We start from the raw sequence: 26,935 nt of genomic DNA, 5'->3' as shown, positions 1-26,935 counted from the left end.
TAAATGATCAATATGAGGTTCCGATGTCGTGGCTGACCGCCGAGGAGGCGCTACAGGCGCTGAAGACCAAGCCGCAGACGCTCTACGCCAATGTCAGCCGCGGGCGCATCCACGCCAAGCCCGATCCCTCCGATCCGCGCCGCAGCCTTTACCAGGCCAGCGACGTGCAGAGGCTTGCCGAACGCCATGCCGGCCGCCGCAAGGCCGAAACGGTTGCGGCCGAGACGATAAGGTGGGGCGATCCGGTTCTCCCCTCGGCAATCTCGACCATCACAGGCGGACGGCTTTTCTATCGCGGCCGGGATGCGGCCGATTTCGCTGACGTCGCGACGCTGGAGCAGACGGCAGCACTGCTCTGGAACGGCGCGGAAGCCTTCCTCTCCGGGAGCAGAACCGGAAATACCTCTCCGTCGCTTCAAGCGGCCTTCCGGGCGTTGGCAGGGCGGGTGGCATCCGATCTGCCGTCGCTCGGCCGCTCACAGGCCGCACTTCGCCGTGAAGCAGGCGGGGTTCTCTGCACCCTCGCCGATGCGCTGGCCCCGGGGCCGCCGGAGCAGCCGTTGCATCTGCGGCTTGCTGCCAGCTGGCGGCGGCCGGATGCTGCCGATTGCCTGCGCCGCGCGCTGGTGCTGATGGCCGATCATGAACTCAACGCCTCCACCTTCGCGGCGCGGGTCACGGCATCGGCGGGTGCGGCCCTTTCCGCCGCCGTGCTTTCGGGACTGGCGACGCTGACAGGACCGCTGCATGGGGCCGCCTGGCAGGGCGTCGACGCCTTGATCGAGGCAGCATCCGCCCTTGGGGCGGAGCAGGCGATCCGCCGCACGCTTGCCCAGGGCAATCGCCTGTCGGCCTTCGGCCATCCGCTCTATCCCGATGGCGACATCAGGGCTCTGGCGCTGCTGCCGCACTTTCCCCTGCCGCCGCAGTTTGCCGCGGTTCGGGAAACCGGCGAGGAGATGGTCGGCGAGAGGGTCAATGTCGATTTCGCGCTTGCTGCGATGGCAGCCGCTTTCGATCTCCCGAGGGAGGCGCCGATCATCATTTTCTCGCTTGCCCGTTCCGCCGGCTGGCTTGCGCATGCGATGGAGCAGATCGACAGCGGCGAATTGATCCGGCCGCGGGCGCGTTATGTCGGACCGGCACCTGAAACGGACCGCAGAACTTAAGAATTCCGCCGCTTCGCTTTTTTGCCTAGGGAAATATCCGAATTCGGCTATCATGCCGCACATGGAAGAAGACGGTTGGCGGGGCGCTTTCGAAAAGCTGTCCCGCGCGGTCAAGGGGACTTTCCATGAATAGGACGCTTCGTAGCCTGCTTGCCGCCGCACTCGCTGTCGGCCTCATTCCGCATGGGGCGGCCGTTGCGCAGTCTGCCGGCTGCACGGTCTCGCGTGATGCCGGCGCCCGCCAGGTGCTCAGTTGTCCAGGTGGTGTCACGGTAACGGCAGAGGCCGGGGCGGCCTACAGCCTCGTCGACCGCAACCGCGACGGCAGCCCTGATTCGGCGGCATTGCGCCGCAAGGCGATCCTCGTCGATGTCGACAGCACGCAGCATGCCGGCGGTTTCCAGGTCGTGACGCCGCAGGCGATCGCCGCCGTGCGCGGCACTCAATGGGCTGTCGATGTCGCGGGTGGCAAGACCTCGGTGCTGGTCGTCAGAGGCAGCGTCGCGGTCCGCCGGCCGGCCGGCGAGCCGGTGGTGCTGTCGCCGGGTGAGGGCGTCGATGTCAGCGGCGGAACCGAACCCCTCGTCGTGCGTCGCTGGCCGGCGCCGCGCGCCGCCGCCCTTCTTGCCCGCCTTGGCCAATAAATCCTATGAACTACCGCCTGCAGACTGTGATCGCGCTGCTGCTCGCCGGTCTTTGGGCGGCAGCACTCGGCTATACCAATCTCAATGCCGGAAGCGGCATTCTCGACCGGATGGAGGCCTCGCTTGCCGATATCCGCAGCGTCATCGTCGGGGCGAAGACACCGCCTCCTGTTGTCTCGATCGTTGCGATCGACGACCGCACCGCCGGGGCGCATGGTTATCCCCTAAATCGGGCGACGCTTGCGCGCCTCATCGAGGCGATCACCGCGCTGAAGCCGAAAGCCGTGGCCATCGATATTCTGCTGGTCGATCCGGGGCCGGAGGAGGGCGACGCGGCACTGACCTCAGCCCTTCGCCAGGGACCGAGCGTGATTGCGGCTGCGGCCACCTTTGCACAGAGTCGGCAGCGCGTGAGCGATACCGCCGACGATCCGCTTGCCGCCATCCCTGAGGCAAACCAGCTTCTCCTGCCGCTTCCCCGTTTCGCCGAGGCAGCCGCGGTCGGCATCGTCAATGTCGCAACCGACCAGACCGGCACGCCGCGCTTCATTCCGCTGATCTCGCGTACCGCAGAGCGGCTGGATCCGGCTTTTCCGCTGCGTGTCGCTTCAGTGGCGCTCGGAGTCAATCCCACCATCGAACCCGACGCCATCATGCTCGGAAAGCTGCGCATTCCCACCGATATCGGCCAGCGGTTGCCGGTGACCTTCTACGGCGGGCACGGCAGAATCGCCACCTTCAGTGCCGCCGATGCATTGGATGGCAAGCTTTCGGCGGATGCGATCGCCGGCCGCATCGTCGTCATCGGTTCGACGGTCACCGGTGGCGGCGACGTCTTTCCGACGCCGTTCGATCCCGTCATGCCAGGTGTCGAGGTAATGTCGACGGCGATTACCCATCTCGTCACCGGCGACGGCATGGTGCGCGACCACAGGATAAGGCTGATCGATGCCGCCACCGCCATCGGTCTGACGCTCGTGCTCGTTTCGCTGGTCGCCTGGCGCCGCAGTGCGGCAGGCTATGTCATCATCGTGCTGACGCTGATCGTCTGGGCGATGCTCAATCTGTCGGCCTATGCGCATGGCTACTGGCTGAGTGCGGCGCTGCCGATCGCCGCAGCGCTGCCGCCGGCGCTGATCTTCGGCGCGGCCGAACTCTGGCGCGACCGTGGCCGCGCCCGCCATTATGCCGAACAGAGCGCGCTCCTGCAGCGCATCGAGGCGCCCGGCCTCGGCGAGTGGCTGGCGCGCGATCCGAATTTCCTCGCCACGCCGGTGCGCCAGAACGCCGCCGTCATCTTCATCGATCTCTCGGGCTTTACCGGCCTCAGCGAAACCGTCGGACCGGTGGCGGTGAGCAAGGTGCTGAGCGGCTTCTTCGAACTGATCGACGAGGAGGCGCGCGCCCATGGCGGCGCCATCACCAGCTTCATGGGCGACGGGGCGATGATCCTGTTCGGCCTGCCGGAACCCTCCGATGACGATGCCGCCCGGGCTGCTGCCTGCGCGGTGAGCCTGTGTGAGCGCACGCGGGCCTGGCTTCAAGCGCATGCGGGCTTCGCCCAGAAGAAGATCGGCTTCAAGGTCGGCGCCCATTGCGGGCCGATCGTCGCCTCGCGTCTCGGTACCGGCGACCGGCAGCAGATCACCGCGGCAGGCGACACCATCAATGTCGGCAGCCGCCTGATGGAAGTGGCCGCCCGCCATGGCGTCGAGCTGGCGTTGAGCGCCGAAATCGTCCGCGCGGCAGGCCCCGACAGCGTGCTTGCGCAGTCCGGCCGGATGGAGGGACCGTTGGAAACGACGCTGCGCGGCCGGGCGAGCCACATCGACGCGTGGCTGTGGCGTAGCCGCACGCTTTGACAATCGCCGCGGGAGCGGTTAGGAACGGCGCAAATACCCCGCCGGCTGGCTCCGGCCATGGCGCAGTCACGCGCCTGACAGTTCCGAAAGATCGAACCCATGACAGAATTCAACGGCGTCGTCCCGGCGATCGCCAAGGCGTTGCAGAAGCGCGGTTACGCCGAACTCACCCCGGTGCAAAAGGCGATGCTCGATCCGGCGCTCGCCGCTTCCGATGCGCTGGTCTCGGCCCAGACCGGTTCCGGCAAGACTGTCGCCTTCGGCCTGGCGCTGGCGCCGACGCTGCTCGAAGGCCGAGAGCGCTTCGGCAATGCCGGCGCGCCGCTCGCCCTCGTCATCGCCCCGACGCGCGAGCTTGCCCTGCAGGTGAAGCGTGAGCTCGAATGGCTCTACGAAATGACCGGCGCGGTGATATCAAGCTGCGTCGGCGGCATGGACATCCGCAGCGAGCGTCGCTCGCTCGAGCGCGGCGCCCATATCGTCGTCGGCACGCCCGGCCGGCTCTGCGACCATATCCGCCGCAGGGCGCTCGATATGTCTGAGCTGAAGGCTGCCGTGCTCGACGAGGCCGACGAGATGCTCGATCTCGGCTTCCGCGAGGACCTGGAATTCATTCTCGATTCGGCGCCGGACGAACGCCGCACTTTGATGTTTTCGGCAACGGTGCCGGCGGCGATCGCCAAGCTTGCCAAGAGCTACCAGCGCGATGCCGTGCGCATCAGCACCGCGGCCGAGGAAAAGCAGCATGTCGACATCGAATATCGCGCGCTCATGGTGGCGCCCAGCGACCGCGAGAACGCGATCATCAACGTGCTGCGCTATTATGAGGCGACCAACGCCATCGTCTTCTGCTCGACGCGCGCTGCCGTCAACCATCTGACTGCGCGGTTCAACAACCGCAATTTCGCCGTGGTGGCGCTTTCCGGTGAGCTGACGCAGAACGAGCGCAGCCATGCGCTGCAGGCGATGCGCGACGGACGTGCCCGCGTCTGCATCGCGACCGACGTCGCCGCCCGCGGCATCGACCTTCCGGGTCTCGATCTCGTCATCCATGCCGACCTGCCGACCAATCCGGAAACGCTGCTGCACCGCAGTGGCCGCACCGGCCGGGCCGGGCGCAAAGGGATCAGCGCCATGATCGTGCCGCTGAACGCACGTCGCAAGGCCGAGCGCCTGCTCGAAAATGCCGGAATTTCGGCTGCCTGGGCGCGGCCGCCTTCGGCCGAGGAGGTGAGCGAGCGCGACGACGAACGTCTGCTTGCCGACCCGATCTTCAACGAAACACCGCAGGAAGAAGAACAGGGGCTGGTGCAGCAGCTTCTCGCCAGCCACGGCGCCGAAAAGCTTGCCGCCGCCTTCCTGCGTCTATACCGCACCAATCATTCGGCGCCGGAGGATCTCGTTGAGGTTACCGTGCAGGACGAGCGCAACCGCAAGCGCCGCGACAATGCCGAGCCGTACGAGCCTGCGCAGAAGGGACCGCGTGAGGATTTCGGCGCCAGCGTCTGGTTCTCTATCTCGGTCGGGCGCAAGCAGAATGCCGAGCCGCGCTGGCTGATCCCGATGCTCTGCCGCAACGGCAATGTGACGAAGCGCGAGATCGGCGCGATCAAGATGCAGCCCGAGGAAACTTTCGTGGAGATCGCCGCGGCGAGCGCCGAAAGCTTCCAGGCGGCGATCGGACCGAACAAGGCACTCGAACGCGGCATCCGCGTGACCCGGCTTTCGGGCACACCGGATTTCAGCCGGGCGCCGTCGCCGAAACCCTATGCCGGCAAGCCATCCCGTGACGAGCGCCCGGACGACTCGTTCCGCAGCGAGCGCCCGAAGAACAAGTTCGGCAAGGGTCCGGGCGGCGGATATGCTGCGGCTGACAATGCCGGCGGGGAAAGACGGGACAGCAAGCCCTGGAGCAAAAAGCCGGGCAAGCCTGCTTTCGATGGACCCAAATCCGACAAGCCGAAATTCGACAAACCGAAATTCGAAGGCGCCAGATCTGAGGCCCCCAGATATGAGGGCAAGGGCGGCGGACCGAAGGCCAAATTTTCAAAAAAGAAGCCCGGCTGATCTTGCTATTACAGCGCTGGATGCTGCAGCAGTTTGAATCGCGGGACCCCTTCGCCAGTTCGGGCGAAGGGCCTTGGGTCGTATTCCTCGGGGAGCTCCTGTGATGGTGGAAACAACGATCCTCAGCGTACCGGTCTTCAGTACGCTCTGTAACGAAGCCTTCCGGCTGCGGCGTGCAGTCTTCGTACATGAGCAGAAGGTTCCCGAAGCCGAGGAATTCGATGCCGGCGATTTCACCGCCCACCATCTCGTCGCCGTCACGGCAGGCGAGGTGTCCGGCACGCTGCGGCTCATTTACGCCGAGGAACATGTGAAGATCGGCCGCGTTGCGGTTGCCGGCTCATGGCGCGGCCGCGGCATTGCCGCCGCGATGATCGGGCGGGCGATGGAACTGCATCGCGATGCGCGCGACAACCGCTTCTATCTCACGGCACAGGCCGATAAACTGCCGCTCTACCAGCGTTTCGGCTTCGTCGCCTATGGCGAGGAATTCCTCGACGGCGGCATGCCGCATCTTGCCATGAAGAATTATTGAGCTTCAGCGCCGGCAGGAGTGGACGACGATGAAACGCGCCAGCCAGCCGCAACCCGACCCAGCCGCCTTCATCCAGGCCAATCTGCCGATATCGCCGGTTCCCTCCATCCCCGAAATTCTGCTTCACCAGGCCGGCCCTGCAAGCGGGCTCTGGCGGCTTGCCGGCCGGGGAGAGACCGATCCAGCGCCCTACTGGGCCTATCCCTGGGCCGGCGGCGCCGTGCTTGCCCGCCATCTGATCGACCGGCCGGAAATCGTTGCAGGCCGCCGCGTCCTCGATCTCGGCGCCGGCTCCGGGCTCGTCGCCATCGCGGCGGCGAAGGCCGGAGCTGCCGCGGTCACGGCGGTCGATGTCGATGCCAATGCCATTGCCGCGATCGGCCTGAACGCGGCGATCAATGGGGTCGCTATTGCGATCATCGCCGCCGATATCATGGACGAGCCGCCGCCGGAGGAGACTGATCTGCTTGTGGTCGGTGACCTGTTCTACGATCCTTCGCTTGCCTTGCGGGTGATGGCCTTCCTGCGGCGCTGCCAATCGAGTGGCATTGACGTGCTCATCGGCGATCCCGAACGCGCTCACCTGCCACAGGGACAGCTCAAGCGAATCGCGACCCATGCCGTTGCGGATTTCGGCGCAGGCACCGGGGGCAAAGCGGTGCAGGCGGGTGTCTTTTCGCTCTGCGAATAGCTGGAGATGCAGCTAAACGAGAAGATCCGGCCGCAACTGCATGACCGGGCAGGGAGCTCCGGCCGGCAATTTCCCCGCATGTGGCGGGCGTATGATGAGGCAGTCGGCCTGCGCAAACACTTTCATCATTGAGGAATCCTGTTTGCCGAAGGGCTCGGCCAGCCAGTTTCCGGCAGCGGATTTCGAAAGCCTCGCCCTGATATAGTCCTGTCGGTGATCATTGGCGCGCAGTGTGACGGCCGCCTCCACCGTCGTCTCGCGCTGCACCGGCGGCAGGGAGGCGAGCTTGCGGATCAGCGGTTCGAGAAACAGCAAAGAACAGACGAGACTCGAGACCGGATTGCCGGGCAGGCCGAGCACATGCGTTTCACCGAAGCTGCCGACCATCAGCGGTTTGCCGGGACGCATGGCGATGCGCCAGAAATCGAGCTGCATACCGGCCTCAACAAGCGTCGCCTGCACCAGATCATGGTCGCCGACCGATGCGCCGCCGAGCGTGACGATGACATCGACCTTGGCGTCCCGCGCCGTGTCGATCGCCGCGGTGATCCTGGCCTTATCGTCAGGCACGATGCCGAGGTCGAGCACATCGGCGCCGGCTTTGCGGGCAAGGGCTGCAATACCAAACGTATTGGAGGCGATGATCTGCGAAGGGCCGGGCGTGCTTCCGGGCGGCAGCAACTCGTCGCCGGTTGCCAGGATGGCGATCAGCGGACGCTTGAAAATCTCGACCTCAGGCCGGTTCATGCCGGCAGCGACCGTCAGCCGCGAGAAATCGAGCACCGTGCCGGCAGAAAGCACAGGTTCGCCTTCGACGAAATCCTGGCCGCGGGGACGCACGTGCTGGCCCTGTCGCACAGGGAAATTGGTTCGGATGCCGCCTTCGATCTTTTCCGCATCCTCCTGCAGCAGGACGCTGTCGGCGCCCGGCGGGACAGGCGCGCCAGTGAAGATACGGACGGCCTCTCCCTTGCCGACGCTTGCCTCGAAGCCGTGGCCGGCGGAAGACGTGCCGATGACCCTCAGCACGGCGCCCGGCTCCGGCGCGTCTTCACGGCGCAACGCATAGCCATCCATAGCGGAGGCATTGAAGGGCGGCTGAGTGAGGCCGGCCGTGAGATCGACGGCCAGAACGCGGCCCTCAGCCTCGGCAAGCGGCAGCGTCTCGGATGCCGCGACGGGTCTTGCGCGAGAAAGCAAGCGGTTGAGGGCCTCGGCGACCGGTAGAAGGTTCATCTTGCCTCCGGATGACGAAAATCACCGGATTTTCCGCCGGACTTTTCCAGGAGCCGGATGCCGCCGATCTCCATTGCTTTATCGGCGGCCTTGGCCATGTCGTAGATCGTCAGACAAGCGATCGAGACCGCGGTCAGCGCCTCCATCTCCACGCCGGTCTTACCGGTGAGCTTGGCGATTGCCGTGACGCGCAGGCCGGGCAAGGCGGCATCTTCCTCGATCTCGACCGTGACCTTCGTCAGCATCAGCGGATGGCAGAGCGGGATGAGATCGGCGGTGCGTTTTGCCGCCATGATGCCGGCAAGGCGCGCGGTGCCGATCACGTCGCCCTTCTTGGCATTGCCTTGGCGGATGAGAGCGAGGGTTTGCGGCGTCATCTTCACATGGCCCTCGGCGGTGGCGATGCGCACCGTTTCGGCCTTGTCGGAGACATCGACCATATGCGCCTCGCCGGAGGCATCGATATGGGTCAGACCAGGCTTTCCGCCACTCATATCATTCGGCCGCGATGGCGGCTTCGCCAAAGAGCAGCGCGCGGGTGGCGGCCGCCACGTCGTCCTTGCGCATCAGGCTTTCGCCGACCAGGAAGGTGTTGATGCCGCTGGCGGCCAGCCTTTTGCAATCGGCATGGGTGAAGACACCGCTTTCGCCGACCAGCAGCCGGTCGTCCGGCACCATTGATGCAAGCGCCTCGCTGACGGTGAGGCTGACCTCGAAGGTGCGGAGATTGCGATTGTTGATGCCGACGAGCGGCGAAGAGAGCTTCAGCGCCCGCTCCATCTCCTCGGCGTCGTGGACCTCGACCAGAACGTCCATGCCGAGGTCGAAGGCTTCGTCCTGCAGTCGCTCGGCTTCATCATCCGACAGCGAAGCCATGATCAGCAAGATGCAGTCGGCGCCCCAGGCGCGGGCCTCGTGCACCTGATAGGTCTCGAACATGAAATCCTTGCGCAGTGCCGGCAGCGCGCAGGCCGCGCGGGCGGCCGTTAGAAATTCCGGCGCGCCCTGGAAGCTCGGCCTGTCGGTCAGGACGGACAGGCAGGCGGCACCGCCGGCCTCATAGGCGCTCGCCAGCGACGGCGGATCGAAATCCGGACGGATGAGACCCTTCGAGGGGCTCGCCTTCTTGATCTCGGCGATGAGGCCGAAATTGCCGGCATCACGCTTGGCCACGAGCGCCTTGTGAAAACCGCGCGGGGCGGATTGACCGGCCTGCATCGCCTTCAAGTCGGCGAGCGACACCGTCGCCTTTGCGGCGGCAATCTCTTCACGCTTGTAGAGTTCGATCTTCTTCAGGATATCGGTCATCGGGCAATCCTAGTCGATATCGTTGGAAACGGCGATGAGTTTGTCGAGGGCGAGCGCGGTGGCGCCGCTATCCAGCGACTGCGCGGCAAGCGTCATGCCGTCGCGGATCGTCCCGGCCTTGCCCGCGATGACCAGTGAGGCGGCGGCATTGGCGAGCGAGACATCGCGATAGGCATTCTTGGCGCCGCCGAGCACCTCGCGAAGCGCTGCGGCGTTGGCAACACCGTCACCGCCCTTGATGTCGGCGAGCACGCAAGGGCTGACGCCGAAATCGGCGGGCGACAGCTCGAAGGTGCGGATCTTGCCGTCCTCGAGCGCCGCGACTTGTGTGACGCCGGTGGTGGTGATCTCGTCGAGGCCGTCGCCATGGACCACCCAGACGCATTCGGAGCCGAGATCGCGCATGACTTCGGCGAGCGGCACCAGCCATTGCGGCGAGAAGACGCCGAGCAGCTGGCGTCGGACGCCGGCCGGATTGGAGAGCGGGCCGAGCAGGTTGAAGATCGTGCGCGTGCCGAGTTCGACCCGGGAGGGGCCGACATGGCGCATGGCGGAATGATGCATCTGCGCGAACATGAAGCCGACGCCGGCCTCCGCGATGCAGCGGGAGATGATCTCGGGGCTGACATCGAGCTTGACGCCGAGTGCGGCCAGATTGTCGGCCGCGCCCGATTTCGAACTCAGCGCCCGGTTGCCGTGCTTGGCGACGGGGACACCGGCGCCGGCGACGATCAGCGCCGCCAGCGTCGAGATATTGTAGGTGCCGCTGGCATCGCCGCCGGTGCCGACGATGTCGATCGCATCGGCCGGCGCCTCGACGGCCAGCATTTTCGCGCGCATCGCGGTGACGGCGCCGACGATCTCGTCGACGGTTTCGCCGCGCACGCGCAACGCCATCAGGAAGCCACCGATCTGCGAGGGCGTCGCCTGGCCCGACATCAGGATGTCGAAGGCGGCACGAGCCTCGTCACGCGTCAGCGGCTCGCGGCTTGCGGCCTTGGCCAGGAACGGCTTCAGATCGGTCATAAGGCCTCCTAGCGGACTGTCGCCTGTTCGGCGAGCTTCTGGTTGATCTGCGCGCCGTATTGCGTCTGCAGCAGGTTGACCATCTGATCGAGGATGTCGTCGCCGGCGGCATTGGCCATGGCGGTGATCTGGGCATCGCGGTTGTTCAGGACGTCGCCGGTCGGCTCACTGTTGACCTCGGTGACCTTCATCAGGATCTGCGTCGAGGGATCGGCGCCGACGGCGCTCGCGACCGTATCGACCGGGCCGGAGAAGGCGGCGGTGACGCCGGCGCGGCCGAGCACCGGATCGTCGGTGGAGCGGGTGACACCGCTCTTGCTTTCGACGGCGATGCCGAGCGGCGTTGCGATATCGGCAAGTGCCGTGCCCTTCGCCGCCTCGGCCTTCAATGCGTCGGCCTTCTTGGCGAGCTCGGCCTTCTGCTGTTCGGCGGTCCAGTCCTCGACGGCCTTTTCGCGCACCTCGGCGATCGGGCGATCGCGGTCCGGCGTGATTTCAAGGACGTTGAACCAGACATAGCCGTCATTGCCGATCGGCAGCGGCGGCGCATCGACGCCGACCTCGGTCTTGAAGGCTTCGCCGAGCAACTGCTGCTTGGCCGGGAGATCCTTGACCTCTTTGCCTTCCTTGTCGGCGCCGGTCATGTCGACGGCATCGACGGTGACGGCCTGGAGCTTCAGCTGACCGGCGATATCCTCGAGCGTGGAACCTCCGGCGCGCAGGTCTTCGATGCGGTCATGAACGTTGATCACCTCCTGAGAGGCGTTGGAAAGCGCCAGCTGCTTGCGGATATCCTCCTTCACCTCGTCGAAATTCTTCACCGTTTCCGGCTTGATGTTGGTGATGCGCAGGATGACGGCCCCGAAGGAGCCGTCGACCACAGGCGTCGTGCCGCCATCGCGCGAAACCGCGAAGGCTGCATTGGCAACGGCCTGGTCGGGAACCTTGTCCTTGGTGAATTCGCCGAGCAGCACGTCGCTTGCCGTCTTGCCCTGGTCGGAGACCAACTGATCGAAGCTGGTGCCGCTCTTCAGCGCCGTTTCGGCGGCGGCGGCAAGATCCTTGCTGGCGAAGGTCAACTGTTCGATGGTGCGGCTTTCCGGTGTGCGGTAGATATCCTTGCTCTTGTCGAACGTTTCGTGGATCTGATCGTCGGTGACGGTTGCAGCGTCGGCAATATCGGCGGGCTGCAGCTTGAGATAAATGAGCTTGCGGTATTCTGGCGCCCGATAACGCTGCTTGACACCTTCGAACCACGTCGCCAGCACGTCGTCGGCGGGCGCCTTGATCGGCTCGATATTGGCGTTGGTGAGCAGCAGGTAATCGACGCTGCGGCTTTCATTGCCATAAAGCTTCAAGGCGTCGACCAGCGTCTTCGGCGCGGTGAATCCGTTCGAGATGGCATCGACGACCTGGCTGCGGACGGCGACCTTGCTGCGCTCCTTGATGTAGTCGTCCTGGCGGATGTTGGCATTGCGCAGGCGCGAGACAAAGAGCTCACGGTCGAACTGGCCGTTGACGGCCTTGAAAGCCGGATCGTCGGCGATCAGCTGGGCGAGGCGGTCCTCCGACAGGCCGAGGTTCATGTCTTCGGCGAGCTGATCGAGCGAGGCGCCGGCGACGAGCTGGGCAAGCACCTGCTGCTCGATGCCGAAGGCGCGGGCCTGCTCGGGGGTGAGGCGCATGCCGAACTGCTGGCTGAGGCTTGCCACCTGGCGCTGATAGGCGAGGTGGAATTCGTTGACGTCCACATGCTGATCGCCGACGGTCACGACCGTGGTGCTGTTGCCGCCCGTTAACAGCTCATGCGACACGCCCCAGACACCGAAGGAGACGACGAGCAAAAGCAGCAGGAGCTTGGCAACCCAGGTCTGAGCAGCTCTTCTCAGGATATGCAACATGGAAACGCAAACCTCGCAGTATCATTGAGCCGCGCGCCGGCGGACATTCGACGTTCCTTAAAACAAACCCGACAGGAAATGAAGGGTTTGTCGCGCGAAAAGCTGCACAAGGCGGCTGCCCGGCCGCGGCGGCTTTGCGGCGAACAAAAGATCGGTTGCGGCGGAACTTTTCGGGCCGCCATTTCGTTGAAGCGGCATCCCATGAAACAGGAGCAGACCATGGCAGAATTGAAAACCGCTTCCGCCGAATCCACCGCCGCGCGTGTCAAGGCTGATATCGCAGCAGACGATCTGTCGGCGCAGGTCGCAGCCCTTCGCAACGATCTCTCCCGGCTGACGGAAAGCGTGGTCGCGCTGGGGCAGGGCGCAAAATCGGCGGTGACGGACGAGGCTTCGGTAATGACCGAACGGCTGCGCGACAAGGTGCGCGAAGAACCGCTCATGGCACTCGCGGTGACGGCAGGCATTGCCTATGTGTTCGGCCTGCTCAGCCGCCGCTGAACGGGAATTCAGAGCTCAAGAAAAAGCCGGACGTCATCAACGCCCGGCTTTCGATATGTCTAACGCGCAGATTGAGGCCAGCGGCCGGGGTCAGCGGCGGATGAGACGGCCGATGAAAATCAGGATGCAGGCACCGATAAAACCGGTGATCAGATAGCCCAGCCAACCGGCAAGCGGCTGGATGTGCAACAGACCCAGGATCCAGTTGGCGACAATGGCGCCGACGATGCCGAGCAATATGTTCATGAGCAAGCCCATGTTGCTGCTCATGACCTTTTCCGCCAGCCATCCGGCGATACCGCCGATGATGATGGCTGCAATCCAACCCACGCCTGCGTTTTCCATGGTTATCTCCCTCCTGGCAAAACGAGTCACAGAATGCACGAAACGAGAGGAAGTTCCACTCCCAGTTACCGAGATTGCTTGCGGGTTCAGCAACTTATGTGACTCAGGGCTGCAGCACGGTGACCGGGGAGTTCAGCACGTAGGCGGCTATCTGAAACAGCAGGCCTGATATGGCGAGAATTGCGAATCCCAAAGGCATGATCAGACTTTTCGTAAACATCTTTCCTCTCCCCTATGCTTAAAGCATAAGCTGAAGCGGACGACGCGCAAGATTATTACTAATAAATAGTTAAGCGCTGCATTTGAGTAAAACTTAAGATATCAAAATGACACAACCTGTTCTTTTGCGACACGGATTAATAAATACTCGAATAGCTGGCGACGAGTCGTGCGATAGATGACTAGTGAATGTTTTTCTTGCTTTGAAAAGACTGCGGTCAAACTCGCGATGACAAACAATGCCTCCGGGGGAGTACACTTCAATATTTTACGGCGTTTTGGGATTAACCCAACCCGTCGGCCGTTCGCTCCGTTGGAAATACGAAGGATTAATTCCGTGGCGGGGCGAAATTTGTTTCCAGGCGCAAATGAAGCAATTCCGGTGATGGACGGAGTTCAGAATAACTTCGCCGTCATGCCAGCCCCGACGGATTGATTTTGCCACGAAGCGCATCATTTTATCCAGAAGCCATTCGATCCGGGGGAAACACTCGATGTCAAAAGCTGCAATCGCCATCGCCTGCATCTGCCTGCTCACCCTTTCCGGCTGCGGCAATACCGCATACGGGCTGAAGAAGGATGGACAGGAAGCGAGCCACGCAATGGACAACGCGACCCATCGGGTGCTTTCGGCCGGCGCCAAGAAGTGATGCGTATTAATCGCTAAAAAAGCCCGCCTGGGGTGAGGCGGGCTTCAAATAACAGGGAGAATGGACGGATGGAAGCCGTCTCGTCTAATAAAGCATTTCCTTAAGCGTATGGCTTTACGTCATTCGACGTAGCCGCGACCGGCAACGATCCGATGCGACCATGACTCGGAATCGAATCAGAAATATCGCGATCGAATCAGAAGTTGCCCCAGTTCTGGGCGCGGGCACGGGCGCGAATAATCCGGTATTCGCGACCGCCATAGAGCGAGCCGATTGTCAGCAGAAGTGTCAGAACGTCCCAGATGATATGCATGTTATCCTCTTAGGTTGGACGGCTCTGCCGTCGATCGGTGAAGCTACAATAGCAATCTTTCGAATGTGCTTATATGACAAGAAATCGGGATAAGCGGAAAAGCGGGCAGGGCGCTCCCGCAGAGGAGAGGCGGCGTCACCGCCTTGGAGCAGCAAGGTGAACAGATTACCGGACGGCGGCCGATGACGATTTTTTCCGTCCGCCACATAACGTCCTATCGTTACGTCAGGGCGGTCGATTTCGGCGAGCATCGCCTGATGTTCCGACCGCGCGACAGTTTCGACCAGCGGCTGATCGAAGCGTCGCTGACGACCTATCCCGAGGAAAGTCATGTCCGCTGGATCCACGATGTTTTCGGCAATTGCGTGGCGCTCATCGATATTTCGAGGCCAGCGTCCGAGCTTCGCTTCGAAACCTGGATCACCCTCGATCATACGCCCCAGGTCGCCCTGGATCTCAAGGTCGACGAGGCGGCCCTGATTTATCCATTCTCCTACGACAAGGAGGAGATTGCCGATCTGACGCCGGCCATGCAGCGCCATTATCCCGATCCGAACGACGAGGTCGGACGCTGGGCACGGCAGTTCGTGCGCCAGGGGCGTCCGACGGAAACCGGGCATCTGCTGATGACGCTCTGTTACGCCATTCGGGAAAGCTTCGTCTATCAGCGCCGGATGGAACACGGAACACAGACCCCGGTGCAGACCTTGCAGCTTCGCTCCGGCACCTGCCGGGATTTCGCGCTTTTGATGATGGAGGCCGCCCGCGTCCTTGGGCTCGCGGCGCGCTTCGTCACGGGCTATGTCTATGTTCCCGACCGGGACGGCTCCACGGTGCTCGGCGGCGGTTCCACCCATGCATGGTGCCAGATCTATCTCCCCGGCGCCGGCTGGGCGGAGTTCGATCCGACCAACGGGATCGTCGGCAACCGCGATCTCATTCGTGTCGCGGTTGCCCGCGATCCGCGCCAGGCAGTCCCGTTGAGCGGCAGCTATGATGGCGACGGGGCGGATTTCGACAGCATGACGGTGCAGGTCAACGTCACCACGAGATAATCTCGATTCTCTCCGAGGTAATCCGGATTACCTCCGAGATAATCTTCCGGGGCAATCTCGGATCACCACCAAGTCTCTGTATGGTGACAGTTGTCCCTTGCGGGAACCGGGTAGCGCTATCAACGTTCCATACTCACCTCCGCACATGCGGAGCCGCGATAGGGAAGCCACAATGAAGATACGCGCCGGGTTTCATCTGGGCTACGAATGCACGCAACCAACGCCGATGCTGCTCGTCCTCAACATCCATCCCTCTCGGCGCGCCGATCTGCTGAGTGAGCAGGTCCTGACATTCGACCGGCCGATCGAGGCCTGGGAATATACCGACGGGTTCGGCAATGCCTGCAGCCGGATCGTCGCCCCGCCGGGACTGACGACCATTTCCACCGAATTCGAGATCTACGACAGCGGGCAACCCGATATTGTTCCCGATGATGCGGTCCAGCACGCGATCAATGACCTGCCGGACGATGTGCTGGTTTTCCTGCTCGGCAGCCGCTATTGCGACACCGACAGGCTGGCAGATTTTGCCTGGGCAACCTTCTCGTCGACGTCGCTCGGCTGGACGCGCGTCCAGGCAATCTGCGATTTCGTCCACGACCATATCACCTTCGATTACCAGAAGGCCGACCTCCTGCGCACCGCCCATGGCGGCTTCACCGATAAGGCGGGCGTGTGCCGTGACTTTGCCCATCTCGCCATCGCGCTGTGCCGGTGCATGAATATCCCGGCCCGATATTGCACCGGCTATCTCGGCGATATCGGCGTGCCGATCGATCCCAACCCGATGGATTTCAGCGCCTGGTTCGAAGTCTTTCTCGGCGGCCACTGGCATACGGTCGACGCCCGCCACAATACGCCGCGCATCGGCAGAATATTGATGGGAACCGGCCGCGACGCCACGGATGTCGCGATGTCGACGGCCTTCGGGCCGGCAACGCTTTCCCGTTTCGAGGTGATCACCGAGGAAGTGCCGCAGGAGGCACCCAGGAACGATTGATGGTGGGCGACGGAGATCCTATGCCTTCTTCAAAAACTCGGTTTTCAGCACGAGACCTTTGACCTGCTTGGTGCTGCATTCGATCTCACCGGGATTGTCGGTGAGGCGAATGCCCTTGACCAGCGTTCCGCGCTTCAGCGTCTCCGAAGTTCCTTTGACCTTGAGGTCCTTGATCAGCGTTACGGAATCGCCGTCGTGAAGCTGGCTTCCGTTGCTGTCTTTTACGATAATGTCGTCAGCCATGATGTCCTCGCTTGTTGATGCGAGACGGGAAATCACGGCGACATGGCATAGTCAACCTTAGGCGGCCTTCAATCACATAGCCGCGCAGACATCCCGGACACACTCGCGCAGCCAGAGATGGGCGGGATCGGCATCCATCCTGGGGTGCCAAAGCAAGGAAATCGTGATCTCAGGCGTCGGAACGGGCAGGGGAAAACTATGCATCCCCGCGCGCAGCGATTCCGTGTGACGCTCGGGCACGCTGGCGATCAGATCGGAGGTTCGGGCGAGCGCCAGCGCCGTGGAAAAGCCGCCGACGATCGTGGCGACCTGCCTGTCCAACCCGAGCGCATTCAGGGCTTCATCGATCGGCCCCTTGTCGAGCCCGCGCCTGGAGACAATGATGTGCCGGCCGGCCGCGTAACGGGGAGGCGTGATCTCGCCTTCGCTGAGCGGATGGCCCCTGCGCACCACGCCGATGAAACGGTCCCGGAACAAGGCCTGCGCCCGCACCTCCGGACTGGTCGTATCGCCGACGACGCCGGTTTCGAGATCGACGGTACCGTCGCGTAGCGGGGTGCTGTCCTTATCCGGCTTCTGCATGAAGCGCAGCCGGACGCCTGGCGCTTCCCGGCTGAGGCGGGCGATGAGATCGGGACCGAAATTCTCGGCGAAGCCTTCGCTGCTGCGCAGTGTAAACGTCCGGACCAAGCTTTGGAGGTCGAGCGCCTCCAAGGGCCGCAGCACCGCCTGCGCCTCCTCGACGACCCAACCGACCCGCTCACGCAGTTCCAGCGCCCGTGGCGTGGGAACGAGGCCGCGGCCGGCGCGCACCAGCAGCGGATCGCCGGTCGTCTCGCGCAATCGGGCCAGCGCCCGGCTCATCGCCGACGGGCTCAGCCGCAGCCTTCGGGCGGCGCGCGCAACGCTGCCTTCTGCAAGCAGGACGTCCAGGGTGACGAGCAGGTTGAGATCGGGTGTCGACATGCATCCCATATAACATGGTTTCATCATGATGTGGCGTCAGACGCATGAATGAAATGCAAATCGTGCGCCTTCCGCCACGCCACGCAGCGGACTAGCTTTTCATCGGCTCCATTCGGGCCCACGGAAAAGGAGGCCATTGTGAAACCAGTCATTGCAGAGCGAGGCGAGGCCGTCGCCGAACGCATACCCTCCGCCCGCTGGGCGCTTGCCAGTCTTTCCCTATCCATGCTGCTGCCATCGCTCGGCACCAGCATCGCCAATGTCGGTCTGCCGACTTTGGCGCAGGCATTCGACGCCACCTTCCAGGATGTCCAGTGGATCGTGCTCGCTTATCTGCTCGCCATCACCACCCTGATCGTCAGCGTCGGACGGCTCGGCGACATCACCGGCCGCCGCCGGCTGCTGCTCATCGGCATACTGCTCTTCACGCTGGCCTCAATCCTCTGCGGCCTGGCGCCGACACTCTGGCTGATGATTGCCGCGCGTGCGGTGCAGGGCCTGGGCGCCGCCATCATGATGGCGCTGACCATCGCCTTCGTCAGCGAAACGGTGCCGAAGGCGAAGACCGGGAGCGCCATGGGGTTGCTCGGAACCATGTCGGCGATCGGCACCGCTCTTGGGCCTTCGCTTGGCGGGTTCCTGATCGCCGGGCTCGGCTGGCCGGCAATCTTCCTCGTCAACGTGCCGCTCGGCGTGCTGAGCTTCGTTCTCGTCCATCGCTATCTGCCCGCCGATCTCAGCAAGGGGAAGGCGAATCGGACCAGCTTCGATACGATGGGCACGCTGGTGCTTGCCCTGACGCTGTCAGCCTATGCGTTGGCGATGACGATCGGGCGCGGCAGTTTTGGTCCGCTGAACATTGCCCTGCTGCTCACGGCTGTCTTCGGCGCCGGTCTGTTCGTGTTCACCGAGGCGAGAACGGCATCGCCGCTGGTCCGCTTGGCGGTGTTCCGCAACCCGGTGCTCAGCGCCAGCTTGGCGATGAACCTGCTCGTTGCAACGGTGATGATGGCGACGCTGGTGGTCGCGCCGTTCTACCTCTCCCACGCGCTCGGGCTCGATCAAACTCTCGTTGGGCTCGTCATGTCGATCGGCCCTGTCATCTCCATCTTGAGCGGAATCCCGGCCGGCCGCCTGGTCGATCGTCTGGACGCATCATTCGTGGTTATCGCCGGGCTCGTCGCCATGGCGGCGGGCTCCGTCGCCGTGGCCGTGCTTCCCGGCATTACAGGCTATATCGCTGCCATCGCCATGCTGACGCCAGGCTATCAACTGTTCCAGGCGGCCAACAACACCACCGTCATGGCCGACATCAGCCCCGACCAGCGCGGCGTCATCTCCGGCGTGCTCAATCTGTCGCGCAATCTCGGACTGATCACCGGCGCTTCCGTCATGGGCGCCGTCTTCGCTTTCTCTTCGGGAGCGCACGATATTGCGGCGGCGCATCCCGACGCGGTTCACTCAGGCATGCGGATCACCTTCGCCGTCGCGGCAGCGCTGATTGTCGTTGCGCTCGCCATTGCGACCGGGACTTGCCGGTGCCGCCGAGCGCTCGGGGAGAGTTAGCCCGACCCTCATCGGCCGCCGAGCGAAACTCAGACCAAGGTCCGATCTGTCCCGGACTTCATGCCGATACCAAAGCTTCGGTCGCTGCAATAGGTTTTGCGGACTTTGGTGGAGTTTGCGGAGCTATTGCTGTGACCAAGATCATTGTTGCGGGGATGATACTTATGCCAGTAATCTTCTGGGGTTCTGTTGGCGTCCTGATATACTCTCACCTCTCGTGAGGGCACTCACCAGAGCAATTCCAGGATCTGTGGCTCCTCGTAGAGGATCAAGCTGCTCGGACGCCGAGGGCCTGATCGTGAAGGAATGTCTGATGAAAATTATGGCGGAGAATGCCGCTCAGCTGGAAGGTTGAACCAAGCCAAACTCGCTTCAAGGCTGCAGCGAGAACGTCTTTGCGACGCCGGCTCAAAGGACGGCCACGTGATCTCGTGGCAGCGACGTGACGTCAATCTGCCGCCCGACCCCATTCTTAAGTTAATGGCAGTCGCGTCCTGCTGCAGCCTGTATATCATCTCATCGTCAACGCAAAGGAGCAGGCGTAAGACTCACCAAGATCGACGAAGGTGTGATGATCAGTGCGACCACGGCAACGCGCAGCTGCCCGCCTAACGTATGGCGAAGTAAAGCTGTGCTTCACATTGTTCATCCGGCGTCGGCATACGAGTTTCAACCAATGGAAATTTCTCGCCGCGCCGTCGCATGACTATGCCGCCAAGGTTTCCTTTTTCTTCGGAAGGGAAAGGCGCCCATTCAGTCGAGCAACTCATCCAGGAAAGCCATGCAAAAAGCTTCAAGCGAATTATCTCCAAATGACTTTGAGCAGTTTCGCTGACTTGTTCGCAAGTGAATATCCCAGCAACGTCGAGATGATTGAAATCGCGCCAAAAGACAATCGTGATTTTTGGGAGATTGCCCGCGAGCGTCAGGGCGAGCAGAATCATTGGGGCAACACTAAAACGGAGGCCTGCGATACCGCGCCGATGCTTCTGAGATGGCATCCTACCGTTAAGATAAGGGCGCAGCTCCCAAGCGGAAATCGGAAATTATATAACAAAATCAATATGAAATGGCGGAAGAGGTGGGATTCGAACCCACGGTACGGTTTCCCGCACGCCGGTTTTCAAGACCGGTTCCTTAAACCACTCGGACACTCTTCCATCTGATTGAAAAGGTTAAGAAATCGACATTTTGTTGATTCCAGCAACCGGTCATTGCTGCCGATTTGCGACCCAATCATTCGATGGCTGGCTTTTTAGCAGCTTTGATCGCAGCGTCAACGTGCTCTGCAGCATTTGCCGACATCTCCGCTATGATGGGCAAATAGCTCGGGAGAGAACCGCCTTCAACCGTTCTTCAGCCTGCGCGAGCCCGTGCCATTTCCGGCGCAAGGAAGCTGCTGGTCAACCCGGCACTGCTAAACAATTCGACCCTGTTACGGCCGTTGTTTTTGGCAATGTAGAGCGCCTGATCTGCACGTTTCTGGACGTCTTGGTCGGTCAGACCCGCTTCCCAAAGTGCCACGCCTGCGCTGACGGAAGGGGTGACCTGATTTCCTTCGAAGACAAGGCTGACGGCGCTTACCGCCTCGCGTATCCGCTCAGCGAGTGCAAAAGCGGAAGATTGCGTTTGGCCGCGAAGAAAGAGGCTGAACTCCTCGCCGCCCAGCCGGCCGAACACGCAGGAAGGGGGGACATTCTGCGCAATTGTCCGAGCAACATTTATGAGAACGACATCGCCTTTGTCGTGCCCGTACATATCGTTCACACGCTTGAAAAAGTCGATATCGATGAGGACGAAGGCGTCTCCGGGGCCGAGGCTTTTCGGAAGCGAATTGAAGAAATGCTGCCGATTGGGAATGCCGGTCAGCATATCGGTATTTGCAAGTCTGGTAAGCTTCTCTTCGGCTCTCTCCTGCACGAGCACGAGCACAAACAGCGCCACCGCGAAATGACAGATGATCAGCAAAAAGAATGCGTAGCGCGGAGGAAGGGGCGCATCGTTCGGAAAGACGAAGCCGACGACCACCAAAACGGAGAGAGACGTCGCCACCCATATGGATGCAGAAAGACCGAGCCGCGCGGTAAGGCGCTCGTGGAAGAAGTCGCGGGCGATCACGAAACCTGACAAGGCAAGCAGGACGGCGGCGCTGCCGTTGAACACCGATGCTCTCAATCCGTTGTTCAAATACCATGGCGTTATCACCGCACTCAGCGTCAGGACGACGGGCAGGAGTAACGGCCACCAGTCTCGTAGAGAGTTTTGACGCCGGCTGAGGCCGAAAAGCCCAACCGCCATGAGCCCATAACCATTGGCGCCGAGTGAAAAACTCCAGAACGTCCTGGCATCGTCGGACATATGAAGGCTCTCATCCAAACCAGCGAGCGTTGAGGCGATCGCAAGCAAAGAGAAACTGCCGGCAAGTACGCCAAGCCCTGGCGTCGCTCCGGAGCGCCATCTCACGTAAAAGAAGCAGATTGCTCCGACGATGAAGGAAGACTTGTGTAGAAGAAGAACAGTCGCAAGATCCATTGCCGGAACCCGATATGAGATGAGAAGCGGGCTCCGAATAACGGCTAAAATCTACTTTTCAATGAACGCGGAGTGACCTTTAGACGTCAGTATTCGCGGTGCTTCCGGAGACTGGCGATAGGAAGCGTTGAGCGGCCTGTTCCTCCCGCTGGAAATGACTCGCCTTCGCCCCGGCTTGAGCGTTTACTGTGCTATTCTGGCGGAGGACACACACCATGGCCATGTATCTCACGCGCTTCAGCTACACGCCCGAGACATGGGCGCGCATGATCGAAAACCCCGAGGATCGCCGGGAGGCGGCACGCAGCTATATTGAATCCGTAGGCGGAAAGCTCCACGGGTTCTGGTACGCCTTCGGCGAGCATGATGGTTGGAATCTTTGGGAGGCGCCTGACAACGTCTCGATGGCGGCGGTCGCACTGGCTATCGGCGCAGGAGGCGCGCTCAGCGCGATGGAAACCACTGTCCTCCTCAGCGTCGAGGATACGATCGAAGCGTTGGAAAAGGCGAAGTCGGTTCGATATCGTCCACCGGCAGCGTAATAAGCAGGGGCCGAATGCCAGCGAGCCCTCCGCGGCTCTCCGCGTAAAGTCTGAGCCGGGCCGCCGATTGTTCGGTGGCCCGGCAGTTAAGCGTTACTTCGACTTGATGTTTTCCCAGCGCTTCAAGAGGTCGGCATGGGTGTCGGTCCAGCCCTTAACCGCCTCGTCCATTGTCTTGCCGTCGGCGACCGCGCCGGCGATCGCGGTGATATCTGCGAGCGGGAGATATACGCTGGCGATGACTTCGCGCGCATGCGGGTTCTCGGTGGAGAAGCCGCTCTTGGCTATCCAGTTGTAGGTCTGCGCCAGCGGGAATATCGCCTTCGGATCCTTCAGAAACTTGACCGGGTACTTCTGTATCATCCACGACGGCTCCCAGAGCGTCACAGCAATCCATTCCTTTCGGTCGATGGCCGACTTCAATTCAGCCGTCATCGCAGCCGTGCTGCCTTCGACAAGCTGTAGCTTGAGGTCGTAGGCTTTGACCGAGTTGGCGGCATCGCGCATCAGGCCTGAACCCGGTTCGATACCGACGATCTTGCCGCTGAACTTGTCGGCGTTACCGTTCAACTGCTCCATGGAGTCGATCGGCACATAATTCGGAACCGCAATAGCCTGGTACAGGCCAAACGAAACCGGCGATATCTTCTCCAGCTTCTTCTTGTTCTTGTCCCAATAATCCTGTGCGACGTAGTCGGTCAGCGAGGCGAGAATCTGGATATCGCCCTTGCTGAGAGCGGCATAGGCGATGCCCCATTCGGAGAACGACACGACCTTGACGGTGTAGCCGGAATCTTCCAGCGCCTTCTTGGTGACACCGCTGATCGCTCCCAGATCTTCCCACTGCATCGTGCCAATGGTGATGGTCTTTTCTTCCGCGTGCGCGGGCAGCATGGTCATTCCGAACATGGCCGCGGCACAAAGCATTTTCCACAACTTCATCATTTTTTGCTCCTAGTTTTCGTTCCCCTTTTCATGAAACACCAGCGGTCGGCCTGGCCTTCATGATTGCGCGGCGAGGGGTCATCCCTGCGCGCAATTCCTGCAATCAGATCACCGAGTCCCGCTCGTAGCCATCATGGCCACGACCTTGTAGACGGCGAGGCCCACATCTTTCGGGACTTCAGGCATGCCTTGACTTGCGTATGCCTTTAAGATCGATCCCTGGAGGACTGGCCGAAATCGAACTGATTGGCGGGCATTCAACCCTACGGCCTTGATCAAACCGCGGCCATGAATCGATGCGCGTCGTATATGGCCGCGTGGATGTTCCTGCTTGCGACCGCATCGCCAATCCGAAACAGCTGAAACTTGCCACCGGGATTATTGGCAACAACTTGCGGCTTGCCCGCTATGAACGCCCGGTAATCGATTTCACCTTGGTTCCGGGAGAGCGGCTTGAGCGAGAAATAGAGTTCGTCCATCGGCTTCGTCCCGCTTTCGACGACAACCTGGTCCACCTCTTTTTCGACGCAGACCTTGGAATACTCGTCGAAAAGTATGACTGCGATCCTGTTGCCGCGACGTTCGAGGCGCTCAATGCGCAGGTTCAGGGTGATCTTTGCGCCGGCTTTGTTGAGGGCACGGAAATAGGCGGGGTAGCTCGTTGCCCCGATGTCCGGCGCAAGGGTTCGTGCAGGCGTGACAACTTCAAGATTCGAGCCCGCGTCGGCCAGAAACTCAGCGATCGTCATGGCGGGGTGCGAACCGTTGTCGTCGTAGACCAGCACATTTTTCGCGGGCTGAACGCTTCCGCCGAGGATGTCCCAACTGGTCGTCGCAAGCTCCTGTCCTTCCTCAAGACAGTCAACATTAGGCAGTCCGCCCGTGGCAACGACGACGACGTCGGGTTCTTCCGCCACAACGTCACTCTCATCGACGAAGCGATTGTAGTGGAATTCGACGCCGAGGCGCTCGCATTCAGACAAGCGCCAGTCCACGATCCCAAGGATTTCGCGACGGCGTTTCAGTGCCGCGGTTATTAGAATTTGTCCGCCTGCTTTGGATCCAGCCTCAAAAACCGTGACCTTGTGGCCCCGCTCGGCCGCGACCCGTGCAGCCTCAAGACCGCCCGGTCCCGCTCCGACGACCACAATCTTATGCATTGGCCCGTTGGTCTTCCTGATCACATGCGCGAGGCTGCCCTCCCGACCAGTCGCCGCATTGTGCACGCAGGTGGCGTTGCCAGCGGGGTAAATGGAATCGATGCAGAACCCCATGCCGACACAGGGGCGAATTTGATTCTCCTTCCCTTCGATCACCTTGCGGATGATGTGAGGATCGGCAAGGTGCGCGCGTGTCATGGCGACCATATCAAGCTTGCCGCTCGCAATCGCGTGTCGCGCGGTAGCCACATCCTGAATTCTTGCCGCATGAAAGGTCGGTATCTTCACATTCTGACGAACCTCTCCGGCGAAATCGAGATGGGGAGCAGATGCGGTTCCCATGTTCGGAATCACATGACTCAAGGCCTCGTCTTCTGAGACGTGGCCGCGAATGACGTTGACGAAATCGATCAAACCGCCGGCCTTCAATCGACGGGCAATCTCCACCCCTTCGTCTCGCGAGAGCCCTTTATCCCAAACCTCATCGCAGACCATGCGGACGCCGACAATGAATTCGTGACCGATGCGCTTACGGATGGCGGTGAGAATATCGTTCACCAGGCGCATCCGGTTCTCGAGCGAGCCGCCGTATTCATCCTCCCGCTTATTTGTTGCCGGAGACCAAAAATGCGCGATGAGATGCGAGGCGCATTCGAGCTCGATCCCGTCAAGCCCTGCCGCTTTGACCCGCTCCGCACTGTCGGCATAGGCTGTGATCACGCGCTCGAAGTCCCAATCCTCCATCGCCTTGGGATAGGCGCGATGCGCGGGCTCCTGGATGTGGGACGCATCGATTATCGGGAGCCAATCGCCTTTGTTCCAGTTGGTTCGGCTTCCCAGGTGAGTGATCTGAATCATCACGGCAGCGCCGTGGTCGTGAACGTCGTCGGCAAGCTCTCGAAGCCACTTCACGGACTCGTCTTTGTGGAGCTGGATATTGCCGAACGCCTGGGGACTGTCGATGTCGACGACGGACGAACCGCCGATCATCGTCATTGCTATCCCGCCTTTGGCTTTTTCCGAATGGTAGAGACGATAGCGCTCCTTCGGGAGTCCGTCCTCAGTATATCCCGGCTCGTGCGCCGTCGACATCATCCTGTTTCGGAGTGTCAAATGCTTGAGTTGGAAAGGCTGGAGCAATGGATCGTTTGACATCTCAATTGTTCCCGTGACGGCCTATTGTCGTAGTCGCCTGTTCTCCCGACGTCGGGTTCTGGCGGGTGAACGACAATGTCCGGCGAGGGCGTGAGGCCGTAAAGGGCAAATAAATTCATGGAAGTATGAGGCAGGATGGATAAAGACCGGATCGGCCGGCAGGTGAGTGGGTGATCGTCCTCCAGGCTTGTTGACCACGCGAACGATAAGGTGTTTCGCTTCTTGCCGGTGCGCAGTCTTGCACCGTGTGACGGAGATTCCGTGCGCTGCAATTTTCGAACGGCGAAGAACTCGAAACCATGAGTCATGATAGTCAGTCGTTACGACGGACAATTCCCTCCCTCCACAGCCTGATCCTGTTCGAGGCTGCGGCGAGATATCTGAATTTTTCGAAAGCCGCCGCGGAATTGTCCATCACTCAGCCTGCGGTCAGCCACGGGATCCGACAACTCGAGTCGTCTCTCGGCCACGCGCTTTTCGTCCGGGAAAGGCGGGCGTTAAGCCTGACAACGCAAGGCCAACGCCTCTATTCGGCGGTATCGGGGGGATTTGCGTCGATCGCCGAAACGCTTGACGATATCGCCGGCATGCCTCGCCGAGACACCCTCGTCATCAGCGCCTCGACGGTGATGGCAACAGAATGGCTGATGCCGCTGCTGCCGGAATTTCGCCAAGTCCATCCCGACTTGATGATTGACCTGCGATGCCTGGACCGCGATCCAGCGATGACGACGAGCAACATCGATGTTCACATTCGGCTCGGCGATGGAAACTGGCCGGATTGTGATGCCATTCCGCTGTGGAACGAGGAAATATTGCCTGTTTGCAGCCCGGTTTATCAGGCGAAGAGCAAGCCTCTGTCACTTGCCAGCGATATACTGTGCCATCGGCTTATACACTACGTTGACCCGTATCGCTTCAGGATCGGTTGGGCCGACTGGTTGCGGGCTACAGGCGTCGGCGCTCCGCCGACCTTGCCGACATCGCTGCAGGTTAACGATTCCCTTGTCGCGATGAAGGCTGCTGAAAATGGCGAAGGCATCGCGCTCGGTTGGCGACCTCTCATTGATCGTCCCCTTCGAGAAAACCGCCTCGTCATTGCTCTTGACCGCACCCTGAAGACAGGGAGGCGTTTCTATGCGGTAACGCCAAGTGCCCCGAACCGCAGAAAGGTCGCCCTGATTTTCAGGGACTGGCTGGCGAACCGTTTTGAAGGTCTTTGAGGCGCGCGTGTCGTTCCCGCCCTTGGCGTGATTCCGGAGGGGATGCTGCGCATAGACGCAATTCCAACGGCTTTGGGAAGT

At 61.6% G+C, this 26,935-nt stretch carries 25 protein-coding genes and 1 tRNA gene; 13 read left to right on the top strand and 13 right to left on the bottom strand.

Going from position 1 to position 26,935, the window contains the following annotated elements; all coding sequences use genetic code 11:
* The first annotated feature begins 23 nt into the window (after nucleotides 1-23).
* The 6 genes from EEQ99_RS32120 to EEQ99_RS32095 all read left to right on the top strand — a co-directional run bounded on the left by EEQ99_RS32120 (nucleotide 24) and on the right by EEQ99_RS32095 (nucleotide 6,968).
* Nucleotides 24-1,169 carry a citrate synthase gene (locus tag EEQ99_RS32120; protein ID WP_097544311.1) on the top strand — a complete coding sequence of 382 codons (1,146 nt, stop codon included), beginning with the start codon at nucleotides 24-26 and terminating at the stop codon, nucleotides 1,167-1,169.
* A gap of 125 nt (nucleotides 1,170-1,294) precedes the next feature.
* Nucleotides 1,295-1,813, top strand: coding sequence for a FecR domain-containing protein (locus tag EEQ99_RS32115; RefSeq protein ID WP_097544310.1), 519 nt, complete (start codon nucleotides 1,295-1,297; stop codon nucleotides 1,811-1,813).
* A 5-nt stretch (nucleotides 1,814-1,818) separates the two neighbouring features.
* On the top strand, nucleotides 1,819-3,675 hold the full coding sequence (locus EEQ99_RS32110; RefSeq protein WP_127431790.1) for a CHASE2 domain-containing protein: 1,857 nt from the start codon (nucleotides 1,819-1,821) through the stop codon (nucleotides 3,673-3,675).
* A 99-nt stretch (nucleotides 3,676-3,774) separates the two neighbouring features.
* On the top strand, nucleotides 3,775-5,742 hold the full coding sequence (locus EEQ99_RS32105) for a DEAD/DEAH box helicase (RefSeq protein WP_127431789.1): 1,968 nt from the start codon (nucleotides 3,775-3,777) through the stop codon (nucleotides 5,740-5,742).
* A gap of 100 nt (nucleotides 5,743-5,842) precedes the next feature.
* Nucleotides 5,843-6,277 (top strand): GNAT family N-acetyltransferase, encoded by a 435-nt coding sequence (locus EEQ99_RS32100; RefSeq protein ID WP_127431788.1) that lies wholly within the window; start codon nucleotides 5,843-5,845, stop codon nucleotides 6,275-6,277.
* 28 nt (nucleotides 6,278-6,305) lie between these two features.
* On the top strand, nucleotides 6,306-6,968 hold the full coding sequence (locus EEQ99_RS32095; RefSeq protein ID WP_127431787.1) for a class I SAM-dependent methyltransferase: 663 nt from the start codon (nucleotides 6,306-6,308) through the stop codon (nucleotides 6,966-6,968).
* 12 nt (nucleotides 6,969-6,980) lie between these two features.
* Here the strand turns inward: EEQ99_RS32095 and EEQ99_RS32090 are convergent, their stop codons facing one another.
* The 5 genes from EEQ99_RS32090 to EEQ99_RS32070 are packed head-to-tail and all read right to left on the bottom strand — an operon-like array spanning nucleotide 6,981 to nucleotide 12,439.
* Nucleotides 6,981-8,204, bottom strand: a complete 1,224-nt coding sequence (locus EEQ99_RS32090; RefSeq protein WP_127431786.1) for a molybdopterin molybdotransferase MoeA — start codon at nucleotides 8,202-8,204, stop codon at nucleotides 6,981-6,983.
* The gene (gene moaC, locus EEQ99_RS32085) at nucleotides 8,201-8,698 is read right to left on the bottom strand and encodes a cyclic pyranopterin monophosphate synthase MoaC (RefSeq protein WP_097594470.1); all 498 of its coding nucleotides are present in this window, start codon (nucleotides 8,696-8,698) and stop codon (nucleotides 8,201-8,203) included. Before moaC ends, EEQ99_RS32090 begins: the two co-directional genes overlap by 4 nt.
* Nucleotide 8,699: 1 nt before the next feature.
* Complete coding sequence (trpC, locus tag EEQ99_RS32080) at nucleotides 8,700-9,512, bottom strand: indole-3-glycerol phosphate synthase TrpC (protein ID WP_127431785.1); 813 nt, start codon at nucleotides 9,510-9,512, stop codon at nucleotides 8,700-8,702.
* Nucleotides 9,513-9,521: 9 nt separating this feature from the next.
* Nucleotides 9,522-10,538: an anthranilate phosphoribosyltransferase gene (gene trpD / locus EEQ99_RS32075; protein ID WP_047615237.1), complete on the bottom strand. Its 1,017-nt coding sequence runs from the start codon at nucleotides 10,536-10,538 to the stop codon at nucleotides 9,522-9,524.
* A gap of 8 nt (nucleotides 10,539-10,546) precedes the next feature.
* Nucleotides 10,547-12,439 carry a peptidylprolyl isomerase gene (locus EEQ99_RS32070; protein ID WP_127431784.1) on the bottom strand — a complete coding sequence of 631 codons (1,893 nt, stop codon included), beginning with the start codon at nucleotides 12,437-12,439 and terminating at the stop codon, nucleotides 10,547-10,549.
* A 219-nt stretch (nucleotides 12,440-12,658) separates the two neighbouring features.
* On the opposite strand from EEQ99_RS32070, the gene EEQ99_RS32065 reads away from it, so the two are divergent.
* A complete protein-coding gene (locus EEQ99_RS32065; protein WP_047615451.1) occupies nucleotides 12,659-12,940 on the top strand; it encodes a hypothetical protein in 282 nt (93 codons plus the stop codon).
* Nucleotides 12,941-13,030: 90 nt separating this feature from the next.
* On the opposite strand, the gene EEQ99_RS32060 is transcribed toward EEQ99_RS32065, so the two are convergent.
* Nucleotides 13,031-13,285: a GlsB/YeaQ/YmgE family stress response membrane protein gene (locus EEQ99_RS32060; RefSeq protein ID WP_047615234.1), complete on the bottom strand. Its 255-nt coding sequence runs from the start codon at nucleotides 13,283-13,285 to the stop codon at nucleotides 13,031-13,033.
* 713 nt (nucleotides 13,286-13,998) lie between these two features.
* On the opposite strand from EEQ99_RS32060, the gene EEQ99_RS32055 reads away from it, so the two are divergent.
* The 3 genes from EEQ99_RS32055 to EEQ99_RS32045 all read left to right on the top strand — a co-directional run bounded on the left by EEQ99_RS32055 (nucleotide 13,999) and on the right by EEQ99_RS32045 (nucleotide 16,522).
* Nucleotides 13,999-14,154 carry a hypothetical protein gene (locus tag EEQ99_RS32055; protein ID WP_018495827.1) on the top strand — a complete coding sequence of 52 codons (156 nt, stop codon included), beginning with the start codon at nucleotides 13,999-14,001 and terminating at the stop codon, nucleotides 14,152-14,154.
* Nucleotides 14,155-14,649: 495 nt separating this feature from the next.
* Nucleotides 14,650-15,522, top strand: a complete 873-nt coding sequence (locus EEQ99_RS32050) for a transglutaminase family protein (protein ID WP_028759137.1) — start codon at nucleotides 14,650-14,652, stop codon at nucleotides 15,520-15,522.
* Between the two features lie 172 nt (nucleotides 15,523-15,694).
* The gene (locus EEQ99_RS32045; protein WP_028759138.1) at nucleotides 15,695-16,522 is read left to right on the top strand and encodes a transglutaminase-like domain-containing protein; all 828 of its coding nucleotides are present in this window, start codon (nucleotides 15,695-15,697) and stop codon (nucleotides 16,520-16,522) included.
* Between the two features lie 18 nt (nucleotides 16,523-16,540).
* On the opposite strand, the gene EEQ99_RS32040 is transcribed toward EEQ99_RS32045, so the two are convergent.
* Both EEQ99_RS32040 and EEQ99_RS32035 read right to left on the bottom strand, forming a co-directional pair.
* On the bottom strand, nucleotides 16,541-16,765 hold the full coding sequence (locus EEQ99_RS32040) for an alkylphosphonate utilization protein (protein ID WP_003559525.1): 225 nt from the start codon (nucleotides 16,763-16,765) through the stop codon (nucleotides 16,541-16,543).
* 72 nt (nucleotides 16,766-16,837) lie between these two features.
* Nucleotides 16,838-17,731 (bottom strand): LysR family transcriptional regulator, encoded by an 894-nt coding sequence (locus tag EEQ99_RS32035; RefSeq protein WP_127431783.1) that lies wholly within the window; start codon nucleotides 17,729-17,731, stop codon nucleotides 16,838-16,840.
* A gap of 138 nt (nucleotides 17,732-17,869) precedes the next feature.
* Here EEQ99_RS32035 and EEQ99_RS32030 point away from each other — a divergent pair, with 138 nt between their 5' ends.
* Entirely contained in the window at nucleotides 17,870-19,297 is a 1,428-nt protein-coding gene (locus tag EEQ99_RS32030; RefSeq protein ID WP_127431782.1) for an MFS transporter, read from the top strand.
* A gap of 608 nt (nucleotides 19,298-19,905) precedes the next feature.
* Here EEQ99_RS32030 and EEQ99_RS32020 read toward each other — a convergent pair.
* From EEQ99_RS32020 to EEQ99_RS32010, 3 genes are all read right to left on the bottom strand, one after another.
* The gene (locus EEQ99_RS32020; protein WP_127431780.1) at nucleotides 19,906-20,241 is read right to left on the bottom strand and encodes a hypothetical protein; all 336 of its coding nucleotides are present in this window, start codon (nucleotides 20,239-20,241) and stop codon (nucleotides 19,906-19,908) included.
* A gap of 126 nt (nucleotides 20,242-20,367) precedes the next feature.
* Nucleotides 20,368-20,457 (bottom strand) — tRNA-Ser (locus tag EEQ99_RS32015).
* Between the two features lie 196 nt (nucleotides 20,458-20,653).
* On the bottom strand, nucleotides 20,654-21,829 hold the full coding sequence (locus EEQ99_RS32010; protein WP_127431779.1) for a GGDEF domain-containing protein: 1,176 nt from the start codon (nucleotides 21,827-21,829) through the stop codon (nucleotides 20,654-20,656).
* A gap of 215 nt (nucleotides 21,830-22,044) precedes the next feature.
* Between EEQ99_RS32010 and EEQ99_RS32005 the strand changes: the two genes are divergently transcribed.
* Nucleotides 22,045-22,371: a GYD domain-containing protein gene (locus tag EEQ99_RS32005; RefSeq protein WP_025554797.1), complete on the top strand. Its 327-nt coding sequence runs from the start codon at nucleotides 22,045-22,047 to the stop codon at nucleotides 22,369-22,371.
* A gap of 93 nt (nucleotides 22,372-22,464) precedes the next feature.
* On the opposite strand, the gene EEQ99_RS32000 is transcribed toward EEQ99_RS32005, so the two are convergent.
* Complete coding sequence (locus EEQ99_RS32000) at nucleotides 22,465-23,316, bottom strand: glycine betaine ABC transporter substrate-binding protein (RefSeq protein WP_025554799.1); 852 nt, start codon at nucleotides 23,314-23,316, stop codon at nucleotides 22,465-22,467.
* A 275-nt stretch (nucleotides 23,317-23,591) separates the two neighbouring features.
* Nucleotides 23,592-25,631, bottom strand: a complete 2,040-nt coding sequence (locus tag EEQ99_RS31995) for an NADH:flavin oxidoreductase (protein WP_127431778.1) — start codon at nucleotides 25,629-25,631, stop codon at nucleotides 23,592-23,594.
* A 299-nt stretch (nucleotides 25,632-25,930) separates the two neighbouring features.
* Between EEQ99_RS31995 and EEQ99_RS31990 the strand changes: the two genes are divergently transcribed.
* Nucleotides 25,931-26,854: a LysR substrate-binding domain-containing protein gene (locus EEQ99_RS31990; RefSeq protein ID WP_127431777.1), complete on the top strand. Its 924-nt coding sequence runs from the start codon at nucleotides 25,931-25,933 to the stop codon at nucleotides 26,852-26,854.
* Nucleotides 26,855-26,935 lie beyond the last annotated feature (81 nt).

Source organism: Rhizobium anhuiense (genome assembly GCF_003985145.1).
Lineage (GTDB): Bacteria > Pseudomonadota > Alphaproteobacteria > Rhizobiales > Rhizobiaceae > Rhizobium > Rhizobium anhuiense.
The sequence above is the reverse complement of the archived record's forward strand: the minus strand, read 5'-3'. Positions and strand labels throughout refer to the sequence as shown.

Excerpts from the sequence above, each read along its gene's own strand:
- EEQ99_RS32120 (WP_097544311.1), top strand. The coding sequence starts at position 24 with ATGTCGTGGCTGACCGCCGAGGAGGCGCTACAGGCGCTGAAGACCAAG.
- EEQ99_RS32115 (WP_097544310.1), top strand. The coding sequence starts at position 1,295 with ATGAATAGGACGCTTCGTAGCCTGCTTGCCGCCGCACTCGCTGTCGGC.
- EEQ99_RS32110 (WP_127431790.1), top strand. The coding sequence starts at position 1,819 with ATGAACTACCGCCTGCAGACTGTGATCGCGCTGCTGCTCGCCGGTCTT.
- EEQ99_RS32105 (WP_127431789.1), top strand. The coding sequence starts at position 3,775 with ATGACAGAATTCAACGGCGTCGTCCCGGCGATCGCCAAGGCGTTGCAG.
- EEQ99_RS32095 (WP_127431787.1), top strand. The coding sequence starts at position 6,306 with ATGAAACGCGCCAGCCAGCCGCAACCCGACCCAGCCGCCTTCATCCAG.
- EEQ99_RS32090 (WP_127431786.1), bottom strand. The coding sequence starts at position 8,204 with ATGAACCTTCTACCGGTCGCCGAGGCCCTCAACCGCTTGCTTTCTCGC.
- moaC (WP_097594470.1), bottom strand. The coding sequence starts at position 8,698 with ATGAGTGGCGGAAAGCCTGGTCTGACCCATATCGATGCCTCCGGCGAG.
- trpC (WP_127431785.1), bottom strand. The coding sequence starts at position 9,512 with ATGACCGATATCCTGAAGAAGATCGAACTCTACAAGCGTGAAGAGATT.
- trpD (WP_047615237.1), bottom strand. The coding sequence starts at position 10,538 with ATGACCGATCTGAAGCCGTTCCTGGCCAAGGCCGCAAGCCGCGAGCCG.
- EEQ99_RS32070 (WP_127431784.1), bottom strand. The coding sequence starts at position 12,439 with ATGTTGCATATCCTGAGAAGAGCTGCTCAGACCTGGGTTGCCAAGCTC.
- EEQ99_RS32065 (WP_047615451.1), top strand. The coding sequence starts at position 12,659 with ATGGCAGAATTGAAAACCGCTTCCGCCGAATCCACCGCCGCGCGTGTC.
- EEQ99_RS32060 (WP_047615234.1), bottom strand. The coding sequence starts at position 13,285 with ATGGAAAACGCAGGCGTGGGTTGGATTGCAGCCATCATCATCGGCGGT.
- EEQ99_RS32055 (WP_018495827.1), top strand. The coding sequence starts at position 13,999 with ATGTCAAAAGCTGCAATCGCCATCGCCTGCATCTGCCTGCTCACCCTT.
- EEQ99_RS32050 (WP_028759137.1), top strand. The coding sequence starts at position 14,650 with ATGACGATTTTTTCCGTCCGCCACATAACGTCCTATCGTTACGTCAGG.
- EEQ99_RS32045 (WP_028759138.1), top strand. The coding sequence starts at position 15,695 with ATGAAGATACGCGCCGGGTTTCATCTGGGCTACGAATGCACGCAACCA.
- EEQ99_RS32040 (WP_003559525.1), bottom strand. The coding sequence starts at position 16,765 with ATGGCTGACGACATTATCGTAAAAGACAGCAACGGAAGCCAGCTTCAC.
- EEQ99_RS32035 (WP_127431783.1), bottom strand. The coding sequence starts at position 17,731 with ATGTCGACACCCGATCTCAACCTGCTCGTCACCCTGGACGTCCTGCTT.
- EEQ99_RS32020 (WP_127431780.1), bottom strand. The coding sequence starts at position 20,241 with ATGATTCTGCTCGCCCTGACGCTCGCGGGCAATCTCCCAAAAATCACG.
- EEQ99_RS32010 (WP_127431779.1), bottom strand. The coding sequence starts at position 21,829 with ATGGATCTTGCGACTGTTCTTCTTCTACACAAGTCTTCCTTCATCGTC.
- EEQ99_RS32005 (WP_025554797.1), top strand. The coding sequence starts at position 22,045 with ATGGCCATGTATCTCACGCGCTTCAGCTACACGCCCGAGACATGGGCG.
- EEQ99_RS32000 (WP_025554799.1), bottom strand. The coding sequence starts at position 23,316 with ATGATGAAGTTGTGGAAAATGCTTTGTGCCGCGGCCATGTTCGGAATG.
- EEQ99_RS31995 (WP_127431778.1), bottom strand. The coding sequence starts at position 25,631 with ATGTCAAACGATCCATTGCTCCAGCCTTTCCAACTCAAGCATTTGACA.
- EEQ99_RS31990 (WP_127431777.1), top strand. The coding sequence starts at position 25,931 with ATGAGTCATGATAGTCAGTCGTTACGACGGACAATTCCCTCCCTCCAC.